A 15,778-nucleotide genomic window follows, 5' to 3' on the forward strand; every position below is an offset into this window, starting at 1 on the left:
GACCGATGGCAAGATCCGCGATCATTCACTGGAGCGCGAAGTGGAAACCCTGGGCAACAGTGAGAAGTACCAAAGCCACGTCCAGGCGGTGGAAAACCATTCCACTGAGGAAGTGGGGGGCATCAAACGGATTAACGCCCTGGGCGCGCTCAAGCTCAACTCAGCCGGTACCGCCACGCTCGCCGCCGTCGACGACATGCACCAGGCGACCGGGCGCGACCTTAACCTGGTGGTGGGCAAGAAGCACAACGCTGCAGTGGGTAGCGACATGTTTGAGAAGATCGCTGGCCTACGCAAAAGCGTGGCTGGGGCCAGTCAGCGCTTGGTCGCACCGAAGAACCACGTCGGGTCTGAAAACGTGAACATCTTCAAGATCCTGTGTGACACGCTCGACCTGGTCCAGCAGATGGCCAGTGAGATCGCGGCTCACCAGCATGGGCCGACGCCAGTCCCGACCACAGCAGCGGCCTTCACTGCAGACGCCGCGAAAGCCGCTCTGTTATCGGCTGAGCTAGGATCAGTCACACTTTAATTCTTCGCATATTTAGATTAAGTTGTTTTCTCCATTTTACTGGGCAGGCTCATGGAGGGTTGCTTGTTGGTGTCTTCTGAGAATTATCTTGTATTTGCATGGTGGAACACTAGCTTAGCCCCTTCAGGTAAAAGTAGGTCAACATCAGCGCAAAGAGATCTGGCATGTCAAGTGATACTAAATTTAATTAATGTATTGCGAGCGGATTTTATCGCTTTAGGTGAAATGTCTGATGAAGATCTTGCCTATATGGCCGAGGCGTGCGGCCTGCTGGGCTATAGTTTTCACTCCGGAATAACTAAGGTTGGAAGGTCAAAATTCGATGTTTGCTATATCTGCAATGATCAGAAAATTGCTGTTCTTGTAGTTAAAGATATAATTTCACAGAAAGGAGATACGACCCTAAAAATTGCCAAGCGAATTGATGTGGGTGTCTTGCAAGATGGAACAGTATTTAACTTATTCATTTCCCATTGGCCTAGTAGGCTCTGGTGCGAGCGACATCACGCTAATAGACAAACATTTGGTGTGAGACTCCGAGATTCATTTGAGAGCGTGTTAGAAGACTCTGATTGCAGCCCTTATGTAATCATGCTGGGCGATTATAATGATGAGCCTTTTGATGAATCTCTTAGCGAGCAAGTGATGGCTAGCCGGGATGTCGACCTTGTACGTCGAAAGAAACATTTGTTATATAACCCTTTTTGGAGGCACTTGTGCAAGCAGACATTGGGTCACCATGGGGCGGGCAGCTATTATTACAAAAAAGGCCAGACAACTAAGTGGCACACGTTTGATCAGTTGATGTTTTCTCAAGCATTTCTTGCCTCGAGAGAGTGGCGATATAGTGACGGTAGTGATTTAATTGTGGAAATCCCGGAGTTGGTAGAGATGGTCAAAAATCCGGATTTCATATTCGATCATCTTCCTGTATATGGAATTGTCGAAAAGGTCGCGCAAAATGGTTAATTTTATAGATTCTTTCAATCAAGGTATGTCGGCAGCGCAAAAAGCAATTGCAAACAAAGACGAGATCGATAGTGTTATTGATGCGCTGAGTGAGCAATTACTTCAAGCTAGTGGAGGCAAGATTAAAATCAGCATTGCAGAGAAAGCTACTCCTCTGTTCGCGATGTTTGCCGCTTCTGCTGAAGATCTTCTCGCGAGAAGAAAGCGCTGGTCAGTTGTGGCATCCAACCCGCTAGCTTCTTATCAGCCTAAAGAACTCGCTGAGTGGAAATTCGACGAGAATGGTTATCCATGTCGTTTAATAACAACCGAAACGGAAATGTTCTGTGAGGACAGGGAAGCGTTGGAGGATGCTTTGAACAAACTGCTCTCGGCGCCCGGTACTGGCAAAAAATTGAAAGCTGTAATGGAGCAAAAACCTAAAGAGTAGATTTTGTTCTGCATGACTTACCACGGAGAATAGCTAACGTCGTGACTTAATACGGAGTTAGAAACCGCCTGTAGGGGCGGTTTTTTTACTTTCAGGGGCTGCGCTCACCGAGAGCGTCACTTTCGCAGCATTCTATAACGGAGAGTTAATCATCATCACTCGCTATGTGTTCCGCCATCAATTCTCGTATGGTTTCCTCTGATACGGCCGCAACTTGCCTTTTAGCTAGAAATGTTTGTTCGTCAATGGCTAGGTGACTTACTAGGAGCAGCGTGCCAAGAAATAAGGTCGTCTTAGGAGAATCATCAAGAGTTTCCGCTAGTGAGGTCTGTTGCGTGCCACCTTTGGCTGTCCACGCTATTGCGGTCCTCCAAGACTTTTTCTGTTCTCTATCAAGACCTGCAAAGTAGTCTTTGAGATTCACATCAAGGTTTTCGACTCTGTGGACCAAAGAATTACGTAACTCGGAAAACTTCCGAAGAAACGCAAACTGACTGCTTGTGATTAATCCAAGCGCTGTAGCGATACGTCCTTTCCCAGTCTGATTATCTGACAGAGGTAGCCGCTCGATCACCGATCTAAGGCTTTCCTGATTCGTGTGAGCCAGGATCACTTGCGTGATCATCGCCTCAATCGCTGCATGCAGTTTTATCACCATAGCCCAGTCAGTATCGTCAATGAACGGCATCAACTGTTCAGTGACTCTTTCCAGCGACTCATCCACCCCTTGTCCCATCTCCCGGACCAGACGTTCTACATCGCTCATGTAAACGTACATCCTTGCCCTCTCCTGTGCCTCGGTATGCAATCAGATCAGTATCTATCAGTCCACCAACGAAAAATCCCCGTCCGAATAAAAAAACGTCTGAAAAAGCACTTATCCCCCTCCCGCCGACGGGCTTTGTGTCCGTTTTTTGTGCAAACCCGGTGGGTAGTGCAATCAGTACGCTGGGCCAGGCTGGCAGCGGGTCTTAGCGGGGGTAGACTCATTGCACGGTGTGAAAGGTTTTGTAAGGTTGTGCAGTACCCCATGAGTTTACCGTCCAATCCCCGTCCAATTTGGTCGTAACTCTATTCGGCACATATGTACAAAAGCGTTATAAAACTACTGATTTTGCTGGTTTTCTGTAATGAACACGGTGTTTTAACTCGGGCTCATAATCCTTTGGTCCACGGTTCAAGTCCGTGTGGGCCCACCAAACAAGAAAGCCGCGCATTGCGCGGCTTTTGTGTGTCTGGAAGTCTGTAACATATAGCCCCATTGCCGCCTGCACTGGAGTGCCCACCTTGCCCGTCCTCGATGAAATCGACCGCCAACTGATTGCCGCCTTGCAGATCAACGCCCGCGAGAGCGTGGCCATGCTCGCCCGGCAGTTGGGCATCGCGCGCACTACCGTGACGTCGCGCCTGGCGCGCCTGGAGAAAACCCAGGTGATCACCGGTTATGGCGTGCGCCTCGGGCAGCGGGTGGTCGATGGTGGTTTGCAGGCTTATGTGGGCATCACCGTACAAGCGCGCTCGGGCAAAGAGGTGTTGCGCCGGTTGAGTGCCATGGCCCAGGTGCAGCAGTTGTGCGCGGTGAGTGGCGAGTTCGATTACGTCGCGTGGCTGCGCACCGATTCGCCGGAACAGTTGGACCAATTGCTCGATCAGATCGGCAGCGTCGACGGCGTGGAGAAAACCACCACTTCGATCATCCTCAGTAACAAATTGGATCGCGGACAACCAATCTGATCACTGATCTCGTCACTATGACTAAAAACAGATCAATTCGACGACACATTGCGTCTTAATAACGAGCGCAACGCTCCCTAAACTGACTGCCATCTTTTCCTATACTCAACGGGCCGCGTCCCGTCGAGTCGTCAGTAAGGTCAGCCATGAGCATTCCGTCCAGCACCATTAGCAAAACCAATCGCCACCCCGCCGACGGTAAAAAACCCATCACCATTTTCGGCCCGGACTTCCCGTTCGCCTTTGATGACTGGATTGAACACCCGGCCGGCCTCGGCAGCATTCCTGCTGCCAACCACGGCGCCGAAGTGGCGATCGTCGGCGCCGGGATCGCGGGCCTGGTGGCCGCTTACGAGCTGATGAAACTCGGCCTCAAGCCGGTGGTGTACGAAGCCTCGAAAATGGGCGGCCGCCTGCGCTCCCAGGCCTTTGAAGGCGCCGAAGGCATCATCGCTGAGCTTGGCGGCATGCGCTTCCCGGTGTCATCCACCGCCTTCTACCACTACGTGGACAAGCTCGGCCTGGAAACCAAACCTTTCCCCAACCCGTTGACGCCGGCCTCCGGCAGCACGGTCATCGACCTTGAGGGCCAGACCCACTACGCGCAAAAACTCTCCGACTTGCCGGTGCTGTTCCAGGAAGTGGCGGACGCCTGGGCTGATGCTCTGGAAGCCGGTTCGCAGTTCGGTGATATCCAGCAAGCCATCCGCGACCGTGACGTGCCGCGCCTCAAGGAGCTGTGGAACAAGCTCGTGCCGCTGTGGGATGACCGCACCTTCTACGACTTCGTCGCCACCTCCAAGGCATTTGCCAAATTATCCTTCCATCACCGCGAAGTGTTTGGCCAGGTCGGTTTCGGCACCGGCGGCTGGGACTCGGACTTCCCCAACTCAATGCTGGAAATCTTCCGCGTGGTGATGACCAACTGCGATGACCACCAGCATCTGGTGGTCGGCGGCGTGGCCCAGGTGCCGATGGGCATCTGGCGTCATGTGCCGGAGCGCTGCGCGCACTGGCCGGCGGGCACCAGCCTGAGTTCACTGCATCGCGGCGCGCCACGCGCGGGGGTAAAGCGCATTGCCCATGCCGCCGATGGCCGTTTCGCCGTCACCGACAACTATGGCGACACCCGCGAATACGCCGCGGTGCTGACCACCTGCCAAAGCTGGCTGCTGACCACCCAGATCGAATGCGACGAAACCCTGTTCTCGCAAAAGATGTGGATGGCCCTGGACCGCACGCGCTACATGCAATCGTCGAAAACCTTCGTGATGGTCGACCGTCCGTTCTGGAAGGATAAGGATCCGGAAACCGGCCGCGACCTGATGAGCATGACCCTCACCGATCGCCTGACCCGTGGCACCTACCTGTTCGATAACGGCGACGACAAGCCGGGAGTGATCTGCCTGTCGTACTCGTGGATGAGCGACGCGCTGAAAATGCTGCCGCAGCCCATCGACAAGCGTGTGAAGCTGGCCCTCGACGCCCTGAAGAAGATCTACCCGAAAGTCGATATCAAGGCGCGCATCATCGGCGACCCGATCACCGTGTCATGGGAAGCCGACCCGCATTTCCTCGGGGCCTTCAAAGGCGCGCTGCCCGGCCACTATCGCTACAACCAGCGCATGTATGCGCACTTTATGCAGAAGGACATGCCCGCCGAACAACGTGGGATTTTTATCGCCGGTGATGACGTGTCCTGGACGCCTGCTTGGGTCGAAGGCGCGGTGCAGACTTCGCTGAATGCGGTGTGGGGCATAATGACCCACTTCGGTGGCAGCACTCATCCGGAGAACCCAGGGCCAGGTGACGTATTCGATGAAATCGGGCCAATCGCCCTGGCCGATTAAGGAGTTGAACATGCGCGTCGCCCTGTACCAATGCCCACCGCTACCGTTGGATGTGGCCGGTAACCTCAAGCGCCTGCACGCTTTGGCGCATGAGGCCTCCAGTGCCGATGTGCTGGTGCTGCCGGAGATGTTCCTCACCGGCTACAACATCGGCGCCGAGGCCGTTGGCGCCTTGGCCGAGGCGCAGGATGGTCCGTCGGCACAAGCGATCGCCGAACTGGCCAAAAGCGCCGGGCTGGCGATTCTCTACGGTTACCCGGAACGGGCTGCGGATGGCCAGATCTACAACGCCGTGCAGCTGATCGACGCGCACGGCCAGCGCTTGTGCAACTACCGCAAGACGCACCTGTTTGGCGACCTGGACCACTCGATGTTCAGTGCCGGTGGCGATGACTTCCCGCTGGTGGAGCTGAACGGCTGGAAGCTGGGTTTCCTGATCTGTTACGACCTGGAGTTCCCGGAAAACACCCGACGCCTGGCCCTGACCGGTGCCGAACTGATCCTGGTGCCCACCGCCAACATGGTGCCATTTGACTTTGTCGCCGATGTCACCGTGAGGGCGCGGGCCTTCGAAAACCAGTGTTATGTGGTCTACGCCAACTACTGCGGGCACGAAGGCGAGATCCAGTACTGCGGGCAAAGCAGCATCGCCGCGCCGAATGGCCAGCGCATTGCCCAGGCGGGCCTGGATGAAGCCTTGATCGTCGGGGAGCTGGATCGTCAGTCGATCCTGGATGCCCGTGCCGCCAATCACTACCTGCAGGACCGTCGCCCCGAGCTGTATGGCGCGCTGCACAAGCCCTGATCCAGCCGGTTTGTTAGCATAGGCAGATTCTACGTTTCGGAACTGCCCATGCCTGCGCCGGCCTACCCTCAGCACCTTCACCTGACCCTTGCCAATGGCTTGCGGGTTTCTTTGCAGCATGCGCCACGTCTGAAACGTTGCGCCGCCGTTTTGCGCGTAGCCACAGGCAGCCATGACGTGCCGCTGGCTTGGCCGGGGTTGGCGCATTTCCTAGAGCATTTGCTGTTCCTGGGCACCGAGCGCTTTCCCACGAACGATGGGCTGATGGCCTACGTGCAACGTCATGGCGGCCAGGTCAATGCCAGCACCCGTGAGCGCACCACGGATTTTTTCTTTGAATTGCCGCATGCAACGTTTGCCGGTGGGTTGGAGCGCTTGGCTGACATGCTGACCCATCCACGCCTGGCGCTGGAGGACCAGATGCGTGAGCGCGAGGTGCTGCACGCCGAGTTCGTCGCCTGGTCCCAGGACGCCAAGGCGCAGCAGCAGGTCGCTTTGCTTGAAGGACTCGCGGCGGATCATCCGCTGCGGGGCTTCCACGCAGGCAACCCCGACAGCCTGCCGGTGGAGCGTGAGGCATTTCAGCAAGCGTTGCAGGAATTCCACACACAGTTCTATCAGAGCGGGCAGATGACCTTGAGCTTGGCGGGCCCGCAATCACTGGAAGTGCTGGAAGCCTTGGCACAGCAGTTCAGCGAGCAACTCACCTCAGGACCGTTACGCCCACAATCCGCTCCACCAGCATTGATGCAGGGCGATGCTTGGAGCTATCAGCACATCACCCACCATCACCTGCACCACGTCATCCCCTGCGATGCGCCACGGGAAGCACTGGCGTTTCTCTGCTCCTGGCTCAACGCCTCGGCACCCGGCGGATTGCTGGCTGAATTGAAGACGCAGCAACTGGCGAGTGCACTGCAGGCGTCAGTGATTTATCACTTCGCCGGGCAGGCTGTGTTGGATATCGACCTCGCCATCCAAGGTGAATCAGCCACGCAGATCGAGGCGTTGCTGCACGACTGGCTGAGCTTTTTCGCACACAGCGACTGGACTTCATTGCGTGAAGAGTTCGCGCTGCTGGCCGCTCGTCAACGGCAGGTCCAAGGCGCCCTTGCGTTGGCCCGGAACGACAGCCAAGACCTATCGGAACAGGACGTTGTCGCCCTCAAGTCCCTGCTTGATTCGTTGCACCTGCCACCCTCCACACACACTTGGCAGTTGCCGCCGAACAACCCATTCCTGCGCCCACCGGCGAAGGAAGAACGCGCCGGCCTGATTCGCGGCCAGACCAGCGCTCACCGTGGCTTGCGCACCTTTGCCCAGGATCGCTCCCGTGGACGTAGGGAAGTGTCGGCGTTGACATTCAGTCAGGCATTGGCAGGCGATGGCGATGGCGATGAAGGTGCGCTGTATCTGCAATGGCGATCAGCGCCTTCCGGCCTGGAAAACGCTTTGCAGCCGTTGCGCGAGCATGCCGGTCAGGCAGGCGTCGAATTGTCGTTCGAAAGCCTGGGCCAGGACTGGCAGGTGAAAATGATTGGGCTACTGGAGCCCATGCCAGCCGTGTTGGACGTGTTGGCGAAAGGCCTGAATGAACCGCAAGAGGCTCAACCCGACTCACCACAGATGATTGCCATCCGTGAATTGCTCAAGGCGCTCCCCGCTTGCTGCAACGGCCACAATCCCGAATCGGCATCCTGGTCCACTTCGCGCTGGCAAGGCCTGGGACTGGGTTTCTCCGCAGCGCATGAAGCCGCGATCAAGACCGCAACGGCTCGGCTGCCAGGGCAACCCGCGAATATTAATCACCGCGCGCCGTCCCCCAGCAATCAACGTATCTGGCACGCGATAAAAACCGACTCTGACGAAGCTGCACTGCTGCTGTTTTGCCCAACGCCAAGTCAGTCCCTGGCGGATGAAGCCGCCTGGCGACTGCTTGGCCATCTAATCCAAGGCCCGTTCTACCAGCGCCTGCGCGTCGAGCTGCAAATCGGCTACGCCGTGTTCAGCGGCATCCGACAGATCAATGGCCAGACCGGCCTGCTATTCGGCGTGCAATCCCCCAGCGTGTCGCGGGAAGTCATCGTTGATCACCTGCAAGTACTCCTGAAACAACTGCCGGCACTGATCGATAGCAGCGACGACATGGGCAACACGGCGTTGGCGCAGCAATTCTCAGCACAGACACTGCCCAACGCCCAAGCCGCCGAGCTGCTGTGGCATGCCCATTTGGCGGGCCACTCGTCGGAATACCTGACCGACCTTCAATCCCACATCCAAACCTGCACCCGCGAAGCAGTGCAGCTTGCCGCCCAGCAACTGAACGACGCTGCAGGCGGCTGGCGTTGCGTGGCCAACGGTCCGCACATCTCGGAAATCTGGCAAGCGGCAGACTGATCATTGCCGCCCCTGCAAAAGGCTTTTTCCACCAAGACAGCGCTAACTTGAAAAGAATTGCGTAACATTCATACGCACACATCTGAACATCTCCGATTGGAGGTGGACTATATGTATTCCTTGGTAGTAAACGTCCCATCCCTTCGTAGGAGTAAGAATATGACTTGGTCCAAACCTGCTTACACTGATCTGCGCATCGGCTTCGAAGTCACCATGTACTTCGCCAGCCGTTAATCCGCTGGGTAATACAACGCCTCGGTTCGCCCGGGGCGTTTTTGTTTTGAGCTTGATGGAGCTGCCATGTTTGTCCAGATTCTAGGTTCCGCCGCCGGCGGTGGATTCCCGCAGTGGAACTGCAATTGCGTGAACTGCGCGGGTTTTCGTGATGGCAGCCTGCGGGCCCAGGCGCGCACCCAGTCGTCCATCGCGATCTCCGACGATGGTGTGAACTGGGTGCTGTGCAATGCCTCGCCAGATATCCGCGCGCAGCTCCAGGGTTTCGCACCGATGCAGCCCGGCCGCGCCCTGCGGGACACCGGCATCAGCGCAATCATCCTGATGGACAGCCAGATCGACCACACCACCGGCCTGTTGAGCCTGCGCGAAGGCTGCCCACACCAAGTGTGGTGCACCGACATGGTCCATGAAGACCTGAGCACCGGCTTCCCGCTGTTCACCATGCTCACCCACTGGAACGGCGGCCTGGCCTGGAACCGCATCGAGCTGGACGCCAGCTTCAGCATCCCGGCCTGCCCCAACCTGCGCTTTACCCCACTGCCGCTGCGCAGTGCCGCGCCGCCCTACTCGCCGCACCGCTTCGACCCGCACCCCGGCGATAACATCGGTCTGATCGTCGAAGACCTGCGCACCGGCGGCAAACTCTTCTACGCGCCAGGCCTGGGCAAGGTCGACGCGCCGTTGCTGGAGATTATGGCCGGCAGCGACTGCCTGTTGGTGGATGGCACGATGTGGGACGACGACGAAATGCAGCGCCGTGGCGTCGGCACCCGCACTGGCCGCGAGATGGGCCACCTGGCGCAAAACGGCCCCGGCGGCATGCTGGAAGTGCTGGAGCAATTGCCCAAGCAGCGCAAAGTACTTATCCACATCAACAACACCAACCCGATCCTCGATGAAGACTCTGCCGAGCGAGCGGAACTGGTACGGCGCAATGTCGAAGTGGCTTACGACGGCATGAGCATTGAATTGTAGGAGCGATCGAAATGACTGACACGCCGTTGACCACCGTTGAATTCGAAGCCGCCCTGCGGGCCAAGGGCGCCTTCTACCATATCCATCACCCGTACCACGTGGCGATGTACGAAGGCAGTGCGACCCGCGAGCAGATCCAGGGCTGGGTCGCCAACCGTTTCTACTATCAGGTCAACATTCCCCTGAAAGACGCTGCGATCCTGGCCAACTGCCCGGACCGCGAGATCCGCCGCGAGTGGATCCAGCGCCTGCTCGACCACGACGGTGCACCGGGTGAAGACGGCGGCATCGAAGCCTGGCTGCGCCTGGGCCAGGCGGTTGGCCTCGACCCGGACCAACTGCGCTCGCAGGAATTGGTACTGCCCGGCGTACGATTTGCGGTAGACGCCTACGTCAACTTCGCCCGTCGCGCCAGTTGGCAGGAAGCCGCCAGCAGTTCGCTGACTGAGCTGTTCGCGCCGCAAATCCACCAGTCGCGCCTCGACAGCTGGCCGCAGCATTACCCGTGGATCGACCCTGCCGGTTATGAATATTTCCGCACCCGCCTCGGCCAGGCCCGTCGCGATGTGGAACATGGTTTGGCGATCACCCTGCAGCACTACACCACCCGTGAAGGCCAAGAGCGCATGCTGGAAATTCTCCAGTTCAAACTGGATATTTTGTGGAGCATGCTGGATGCCATGAGCATGGCCTACGAACTCAAGCGTCCGCCGTATCACAGCGTGACCGACCAACGGGTGTGGCATAAAGGGATCACCCTATGAGCTTTGATCGCAGCAAGAAACCCACCTGGCGCCAGGGCTATCGCTATCAGTACGAGCCTGCGCAAAAGGGCCATGTGTTGCTCTACCCCGAAGGCATGATCAAGCTCAACGACAGCGCCGCGCTGATCGGAGGCTTGATCGACGGTGAGCGCGACGTAGCGGCGATCATCGCCGAGCTGGATAAACAGTTCCCCGGCGTGCCAGAACTCGATAAAGACATCGAGGATTTCATGGAGGTCGCCCGTGCAGAGCACTGGATTACCCTTGCCTGAAAAACCGCCGGTTGGCTTGCCGCTGTGGTTACTGGCCGAGCTGACCTACCGCTGCCCGTTGCAGTGCCCGTACTGTTCCAACCCGCTGGACTTTGCCGAGCAGGGCAAGGAACTGAGTACCGAGCAATGGTTCAAGGTGTTTCGCGAAGCCCGCGAGATGGGCGCGGCACAACTGGGGTTTTCCGGTGGCGAGCCGTTGGTACGTCAAGACTTGGCCGAGCTGATCGCCGAAGCACGCAGACTGGGGTTCTACACCAACCTGATCACCTCCGGCATCGGCTTGACCGAACAGAAGATCAGCGACTTCAAGAAAGCCGGCCTGGACCATATCCAGATCAGCTTCCAGGCCAGCGACGAACAGGTGAACAACCTGCTGGCCGGCTCGAAAAAAGCCTTCGCGCAAAAACTGGAAATGGCCCGCGCGGTAAAAGCCCACGGCTACCCGATGGTGCTGAACTTCGTCACCCATCGGCACAATATCGACAAGATCGACCGCATCATCGAGCTGTGTATTGCGCTGGAAGCGGACTTCGTCGAGCTCGCCACCTGCCAGTTCTACGGCTGGGCCCAACTCAATCGTGTCGGGCTGTTGCCGACCCAGGCACAACTGGTGCGCGCCGAGCGCATCACCAACGAATACCGCGCCAAGCTGGAAGCCGAAGGTCACCCGTGCAAGCTGATCTTCGTCACACCGGATTACTACGAAGAACGCCCGAAAGCCTGCATGAACGGCTGGGGCAGTATCTTTCTGACCGTGACACCGGACGGCACCGCCCTGCCCTGTCACGGCGCCCGACAGATGCCAGTGCAATTTCCCAATGTGCGCGACCACAGCATGCAGCACATCTGGTACGACTCGTTCGGCTTCAACCGCTTTCGCGGCTACGACTGGATGCCCGAGCCATGCCGGTCATGCGATGAAAAGGAAAAAGATTTCGGCGGCTGCCGATGCCAGGCCTTCATGCTCACGGGGGACGCGAGCAATGCCGACCCGGTGTGCAGCAAGTCCGAGCAGCACGGCATCATCCTGCAAGCGCGCGAAGATGCCGAACACGCTACCCAGACCATCGAGCAGCTGGCCTTTCGCAACGAGCGCAACTCACGGCTCATCGCAAAAGGCTGACGGCCTCAGCGCTTGGCGATGATGTACACCGCATGCACGATGCCAGGGATGTAGCCGCACAGGGTCAGCAGGATATTCAGCCAGAACGCGCCAGCGAAACCCACTTGCAGGAACACACCCAGTGGCGGCAACAGAATGGCGATGATGATACGAATGAAATCCATGGGGTCAGCTCCAGAAAATCGGCTCGTGTGAGCCGTGTAGCTAATCGACCTTGGGCGTTCGTGAGGGTTCAGTGGGATCTGGCGTTGGGCCACTGTCAGGCAAGAATCTCCAAACCGTGCTTCTTCACAATGCTCAGCAGTTTGAGCGCCATGCCGCTGGGTTGCTTCTCGCCTGATTCCCACTTTTTCACGGTGGACGCGCTGGTGTTCAGGTAGCGGGCGAACACAGGCTGGCTCACATGGCTGCTTTCACGAAGCTGCTTGATTTGTTCGGCCGGAATTTGCTCAGGGACCGCAGATAAGCAGGCCTCGTCATATTCGCGAAGCGTGGTTTTGCTGATGGCGCCAATTGCGTACAGTGCTAGGGCTGACTGGTGAACAGACTCAAGTACTTCGCTTTCATATTTTTTGGTCATGATTTATCTCCACAAAATCCTTGGCATCCAGAAGGTATCGGAGCTGTGCTTCGCTTAAGTTTTCATAGACCTTAGCCAGCGCACGAAGCCGACCCAATTCCTTAGGGCTGATATTGCTCTGTCTCTGCTTATCAAAAAGAGATTGATAAACCCAGTAATGCCGGCCCTTTGCCAACACAATGGAGCGGTGCCGGTTTTCCTTGAGGCGCTTCTTCCAAACACCACCACCCAAATTATCCGCTTGGCCCTTGAGCAATTCGCCAAACGCTTCTCTTAGCTCAGAATCATAGATCCAGGCCCTGCTCGCTGCATCAGCAAAGTTACGGGTTTTGAACAACCTAAGCCTCATGGATATCCCTTCCCACAAACATACCACCCAGTGGTATAGATTGAAAACGAAGCACTCTAAAACGCTCCGCGCCCCATCGGCAGTCCTTGCCGACGCCCGCTAAAAAGCCATTGTTTTCACAAACGCTCAATCAACATTTTCAATCCAAAAATGACACACCCAAAAAAACGCCCCCAGCCAAAAGAATCAGGCCGGAGGCGCCGCGTAGACCGCGAGACGGTTCAGGAGTAGGGGGTTAAACGGCGATGCCCTTGCGGCATTGCAGTTGGGCGGTACGCACGCGGGAGAAGGCGCGGGCCAGGCGCAGGAGCATTTCGTCGATGTTGCTTTTGCTCACAGTCAGGGCCGGGGTGAAGCGCAGGCAGTTGGGTTGCGGAGCTTGGAGGATCAGACCTTCGTGCAGCGCCGCTTTTACAACAGCATCCGCAGAATCATCCGACAACGTCAGGCCCCACATCAGGCCATGGCCACGCAATTGACCATGGTCGTAGCGGTAGGCCAGGCGGGCAAGACCTTCGCCCAGGTAAAAGCCGGTCTCACGCACGTGATCCATAAAGCCGTGCTCCAGCACGGAGTCGAGTACAGCCAGTCCGGCCGACGCCATCAGCGCGTTGCCATGGTGGGTGCCTTCCAGCTCGCCCACTTCGAAGCAACAGGCTTTGCCCCGTGCCAGCAGCGCTGCGAGGGGCACCCCGCCGCCCAGGCCTTTGCCGAGGGTGGTGATGTCGGCACGTACGCCGTATTGCTGCTCGGCGAGCAAGCTGCCGCAGCGGCCCATGCCGGTTTGTACTTCGTCGAGGATCAGCAGGATCCCCAGTTCACGGCACAAACGCTCGACGCCTTTGAGGTAATGCTCGGTCGCAGGGATGACGCCCGCTTCGCCCTGGATCGGTTCGAGCAGGATGGCGACGGTTTGCGCATCGACTGCCGCATGCAGCGCCGGCAGGTCGTTGAAGGGCACATGGCTGAAGCCGGGCAATTGCGGTTCAAAACGATTTTCCGGGCCTCCCGCCGAAGCCGACATCGCGGCAAAACTGCGGCCATGGCAACCGGCGCTGGCACTGAGGATGCGATACGCTCCCCCGCGATGCAGCTGGCCCCATTTGCGCGCCAGCTTGATCGCCGCTTCAACGGCTTCCGCGCCGGTGTTGAGCAGGTAAGCCTGATCGCTGCCGGTGCGATGGCACAGACGCTCAGCGAGGTTGAGTTGAGCGCGGTTATGCAGGCCGCTGCCGGGGTTGATCAGCGCCTGGGTCTGGTCGGCCAGTGCCTTGATCAGCACCTGCGGGCTGTGGCCGAGGCTGTTGGCCGCGTTGCCCTGGCTGAAATCCAGGTAGGCATGGTCGTCGCTGTCCCACAGCCAGGAACCCTGGCCGCGTACGAAAACTTGCGGCGGGCGAGCGACGGAGGGCATCAGGGAGTCGCAAGAAGAAGTATCGCTGGGCGCTTCGAAAATCAAATCGTCCAGGCTCGGTGCGGGGCGACGGAACAGATTCATAGCTCACCCCCAATAGCAACCGGACCTTGGTCGGTGCGACACGCCAATACTGCCTTGAGGTTTTTTGCCTTTCCTATGCAAACGTCATCAACATAAACGCTGTTCATTGCCCGATCCGGCCCTGTAAGCCCTGCGAATAGGCGCTAGACTAGGCTCCTCGGGGGCCAACAGCCATTTCGTTTTTCCAGCTTTTTCGATAAGTAAGTCTTATGGATTTCAAGCAACTGCGTTATTTCGTCGCGGTGTATGAGGAAGGCCACGTAGGCCGTGCCGCCGAGCGCCTGTCGATCTCCCAGCCGGCGCTGTCCCAGCAGATTCGCCAGTTGGAGCAGAACCTGGATGTGAGTCTGTTCGAGCGCAGCAGCAAGCGGCTGCTGCCGACGCTGGCGGCGCACACGCTGTACAACCATGCCTTGCCGCTGATCGATGGCATGCAACAGGCGGTTGAAGCCCTGCGCAACTTCAAGGGCCAGGCGATGCGCACCCTGGCCATCGGCGTGCTGCAAACCGTGCACACCAGCCTGGTGCCGCAAATGCTCGAGCGCGTGCGCAAGGCCCAGCCACATCTGGTGGTGCAGATCTACGAATTGACCGGACTTGAGATCGAGCGACGACTGCTCAACGGCTCGCTGGATATCGGCATAAGCTACTTGCCGCCACGCCAGCCGGGGCTGCACGGCGTGTTGCTGTACGAAGATGAGCTGAAAGTCGTCATCCCCGAAGACCATCCCCTGCGGGAATTCAAGAAAGTCTCGCTGAAGCAGGCGGCGGAGCTGCCGATGTTGCTGCTGGGGGAAGAGTTCCAGGTCCGGCAGATCTGGCAAGGACAGCTGTCCAACCTCGGAAGACGCCCGCAAGTTCAGGCAGAGTTGAACACCATGGTGGGGATTCTCGACAGTCTGCCGCACACAAAACTGGCGACGGTGCTGCCGGGGCGCTCGCAGGACGAACACAACAGTCAGTCGCTGCTATGGAAACCCTTGAGTGAACCCAGGGTGCCGCTGAAAGTCGGCCTGGTGTGCCGCGATGTCCAACGCCAGCAGGCAACGGTGGCGTTACTGCGCACCCTGCTAGAAGACGTGATGAACGCGCCACAGGCGCCCGCCTGAGTTTTTCGCGGGCAAAAGAAAACCCCGCCGAAGCGGGGCTTTGCAGACTGTTTCCCTGACATCCATTTCACTCCGCCGTCCTGGCAGAATCCTACGTGTCCGTGTTGTTGCTTTGCGCTTCCTGCGCGACGTCCATGTGAAGTAGATTATCCGT

General features: G+C 57.8%; 17 protein-coding genes and 1 pseudogene. 13 read left to right on the plus strand and 5 right to left on the minus strand.

Going from position 1 to position 15,778, the window contains the following annotated elements:
• The 3 genes and pseudogenes from CI807_RS03570 to CI807_RS03580 all read left to right on the plus strand — a co-directional run.
• Window positions 1–532: pseudogene (locus CI807_RS03570) on the plus strand (hypothetical protein); the annotation flags it as partial.
• A 69-nt stretch (window positions 533–601) separates the two neighbouring features.
• On the plus strand, window positions 602–1,501 hold the full coding sequence (locus tag CI807_RS03575) for an endonuclease/exonuclease/phosphatase family protein (protein ID WP_256578779.1): 900 nt from the start codon (window positions 602–604) through the stop codon (window positions 1,499–1,501).
• Window positions 1,494–1,931, plus strand: coding sequence for a hypothetical protein (locus CI807_RS03580; protein ID WP_095013752.1), 438 nt, complete (start codon window positions 1,494–1,496; stop codon window positions 1,929–1,931). The genes CI807_RS03575 and CI807_RS03580 overlap by 8 nt, the downstream gene beginning before the upstream one ends.
• A gap of 145 nt (window positions 1,932–2,076) precedes the next feature.
• On the opposite strand, the gene CI807_RS03585 is transcribed toward CI807_RS03580, so the two are convergent.
• On the minus strand, window positions 2,077–2,697 hold the full coding sequence (locus CI807_RS03585) for a hypothetical protein (protein ID WP_157741993.1): 621 nt from the start codon (window positions 2,695–2,697) through the stop codon (window positions 2,077–2,079).
• Window positions 2,698–3,218: 521 nt separating this feature from the next.
• Between CI807_RS03585 and CI807_RS03590 the strand changes: the two genes are divergently transcribed.
• From CI807_RS03590 to pqqE, 9 genes are all read left to right on the plus strand, one after another.
• On the plus strand, window positions 3,219–3,665 hold the full coding sequence (locus CI807_RS03590; protein ID WP_078734923.1) for an Lrp/AsnC family transcriptional regulator: 447 nt from the start codon (window positions 3,219–3,221) through the stop codon (window positions 3,663–3,665).
• Between the two features lie 167 nt (window positions 3,666–3,832).
• On the plus strand, window positions 3,833–5,515 hold the full coding sequence (locus tag CI807_RS03595; protein ID WP_095017491.1) for an NAD(P)/FAD-dependent oxidoreductase: 1,683 nt from the start codon (window positions 3,833–3,835) through the stop codon (window positions 5,513–5,515).
• A gap of 10 nt (window positions 5,516–5,525) precedes the next feature.
• The gene (locus CI807_RS03600; RefSeq protein WP_095013754.1) at window positions 5,526–6,320 is read left to right on the plus strand and encodes a carbon-nitrogen hydrolase family protein; all 795 of its coding nucleotides are present in this window, start codon (window positions 5,526–5,528) and stop codon (window positions 6,318–6,320) included.
• A 48-nt stretch (window positions 6,321–6,368) separates the two neighbouring features.
• A complete protein-coding gene (pqqF, locus tag CI807_RS03605) occupies window positions 6,369–8,717 on the plus strand; it encodes a pyrroloquinoline quinone biosynthesis protein PqqF (protein ID WP_095013755.1) in 2,349 nt (782 codons plus the stop codon).
• A gap of 159 nt (window positions 8,718–8,876) precedes the next feature.
• Complete coding sequence (pqqA, locus tag CI807_RS03610; RefSeq protein WP_003194766.1) at window positions 8,877–8,951, plus strand: pyrroloquinoline quinone precursor peptide PqqA; 75 nt, start codon at window positions 8,877–8,879, stop codon at window positions 8,949–8,951.
• Between the two features lie 66 nt (window positions 8,952–9,017).
• On the plus strand, window positions 9,018–9,929 hold the full coding sequence (gene pqqB, locus CI807_RS03615) for a pyrroloquinoline quinone biosynthesis protein PqqB (RefSeq protein ID WP_028618179.1): 912 nt from the start codon (window positions 9,018–9,020) through the stop codon (window positions 9,927–9,929).
• An 11-nt stretch (window positions 9,930–9,940) separates the two neighbouring features.
• On the plus strand, window positions 9,941–10,693 hold the full coding sequence (gene pqqC / locus CI807_RS03620; RefSeq protein WP_095013756.1) for a pyrroloquinoline-quinone synthase PqqC: 753 nt from the start codon (window positions 9,941–9,943) through the stop codon (window positions 10,691–10,693).
• Complete coding sequence (gene pqqD, locus CI807_RS03625; protein WP_095013757.1) at window positions 10,690–10,965, plus strand: pyrroloquinoline quinone biosynthesis peptide chaperone PqqD; 276 nt, start codon at window positions 10,690–10,692, stop codon at window positions 10,963–10,965. The genes pqqC and pqqD overlap by 4 nt, the downstream gene beginning before the upstream one ends.
• Complete coding sequence (gene pqqE / locus CI807_RS03630; RefSeq protein WP_095013758.1) at window positions 10,958–12,088, plus strand: pyrroloquinoline quinone biosynthesis protein PqqE; 1,131 nt, start codon at window positions 10,958–10,960, stop codon at window positions 12,086–12,088. Before pqqD ends, pqqE begins: the two co-directional genes overlap by 8 nt.
• A 5-nt stretch (window positions 12,089–12,093) precedes the next feature.
• Here pqqE and CI807_RS03635 read toward each other — a convergent pair whose 3' ends face one another.
• The 4 genes from CI807_RS03635 to CI807_RS03650 all read right to left on the minus strand — a co-directional run bounded on the left by CI807_RS03635 (window position 12,094) and on the right by CI807_RS03650 (window position 14,515).
• Window positions 12,094–12,252: a YqaE/Pmp3 family membrane protein gene (locus CI807_RS03635; RefSeq protein WP_007904205.1), complete on the minus strand. Its 159-nt coding sequence runs from the start codon at window positions 12,250–12,252 to the stop codon at window positions 12,094–12,096.
• Between the two features lie 95 nt (window positions 12,253–12,347).
• The gene (locus tag CI807_RS03640) at window positions 12,348–12,668 is read right to left on the minus strand and encodes a DNA-binding transcriptional regulator (protein WP_095013759.1); all 321 of its coding nucleotides are present in this window, start codon (window positions 12,666–12,668) and stop codon (window positions 12,348–12,350) included.
• On the minus strand, window positions 12,652–13,017 hold the full coding sequence (locus CI807_RS03645) for a type II toxin-antitoxin system RelE/ParE family toxin (protein ID WP_095013760.1): 366 nt from the start codon (window positions 13,015–13,017) through the stop codon (window positions 12,652–12,654). Before CI807_RS03645 ends, CI807_RS03640 begins: the two co-directional genes overlap by 17 nt.
• 235 nt (window positions 13,018–13,252) lie before the next feature.
• Window positions 13,253–14,515 (minus strand): aspartate aminotransferase family protein, encoded by a 1,263-nt coding sequence (locus CI807_RS03650; RefSeq protein ID WP_095013761.1) that lies wholly within the window; start codon window positions 14,513–14,515, stop codon window positions 13,253–13,255.
• 209 nt (window positions 14,516–14,724) lie between these two features.
• Here CI807_RS03650 and CI807_RS03655 point away from each other — a divergent pair, with 209 nt between their 5' ends.
• The gene (locus CI807_RS03655; RefSeq protein ID WP_095013762.1) at window positions 14,725–15,624 is read left to right on the plus strand and encodes a LysR family transcriptional regulator; all 900 of its coding nucleotides are present in this window, start codon (window positions 14,725–14,727) and stop codon (window positions 15,622–15,624) included.
• Window positions 15,625–15,778: the final 154 nt, after the last annotated feature.

This window comes from Pseudomonas sp. NS1(2017) (assembly GCF_002269425.1).
Lineage (GTDB): Bacteria > Pseudomonadota > Gammaproteobacteria > Pseudomonadales > Pseudomonadaceae > Aquipseudomonas > Aquipseudomonas reactans.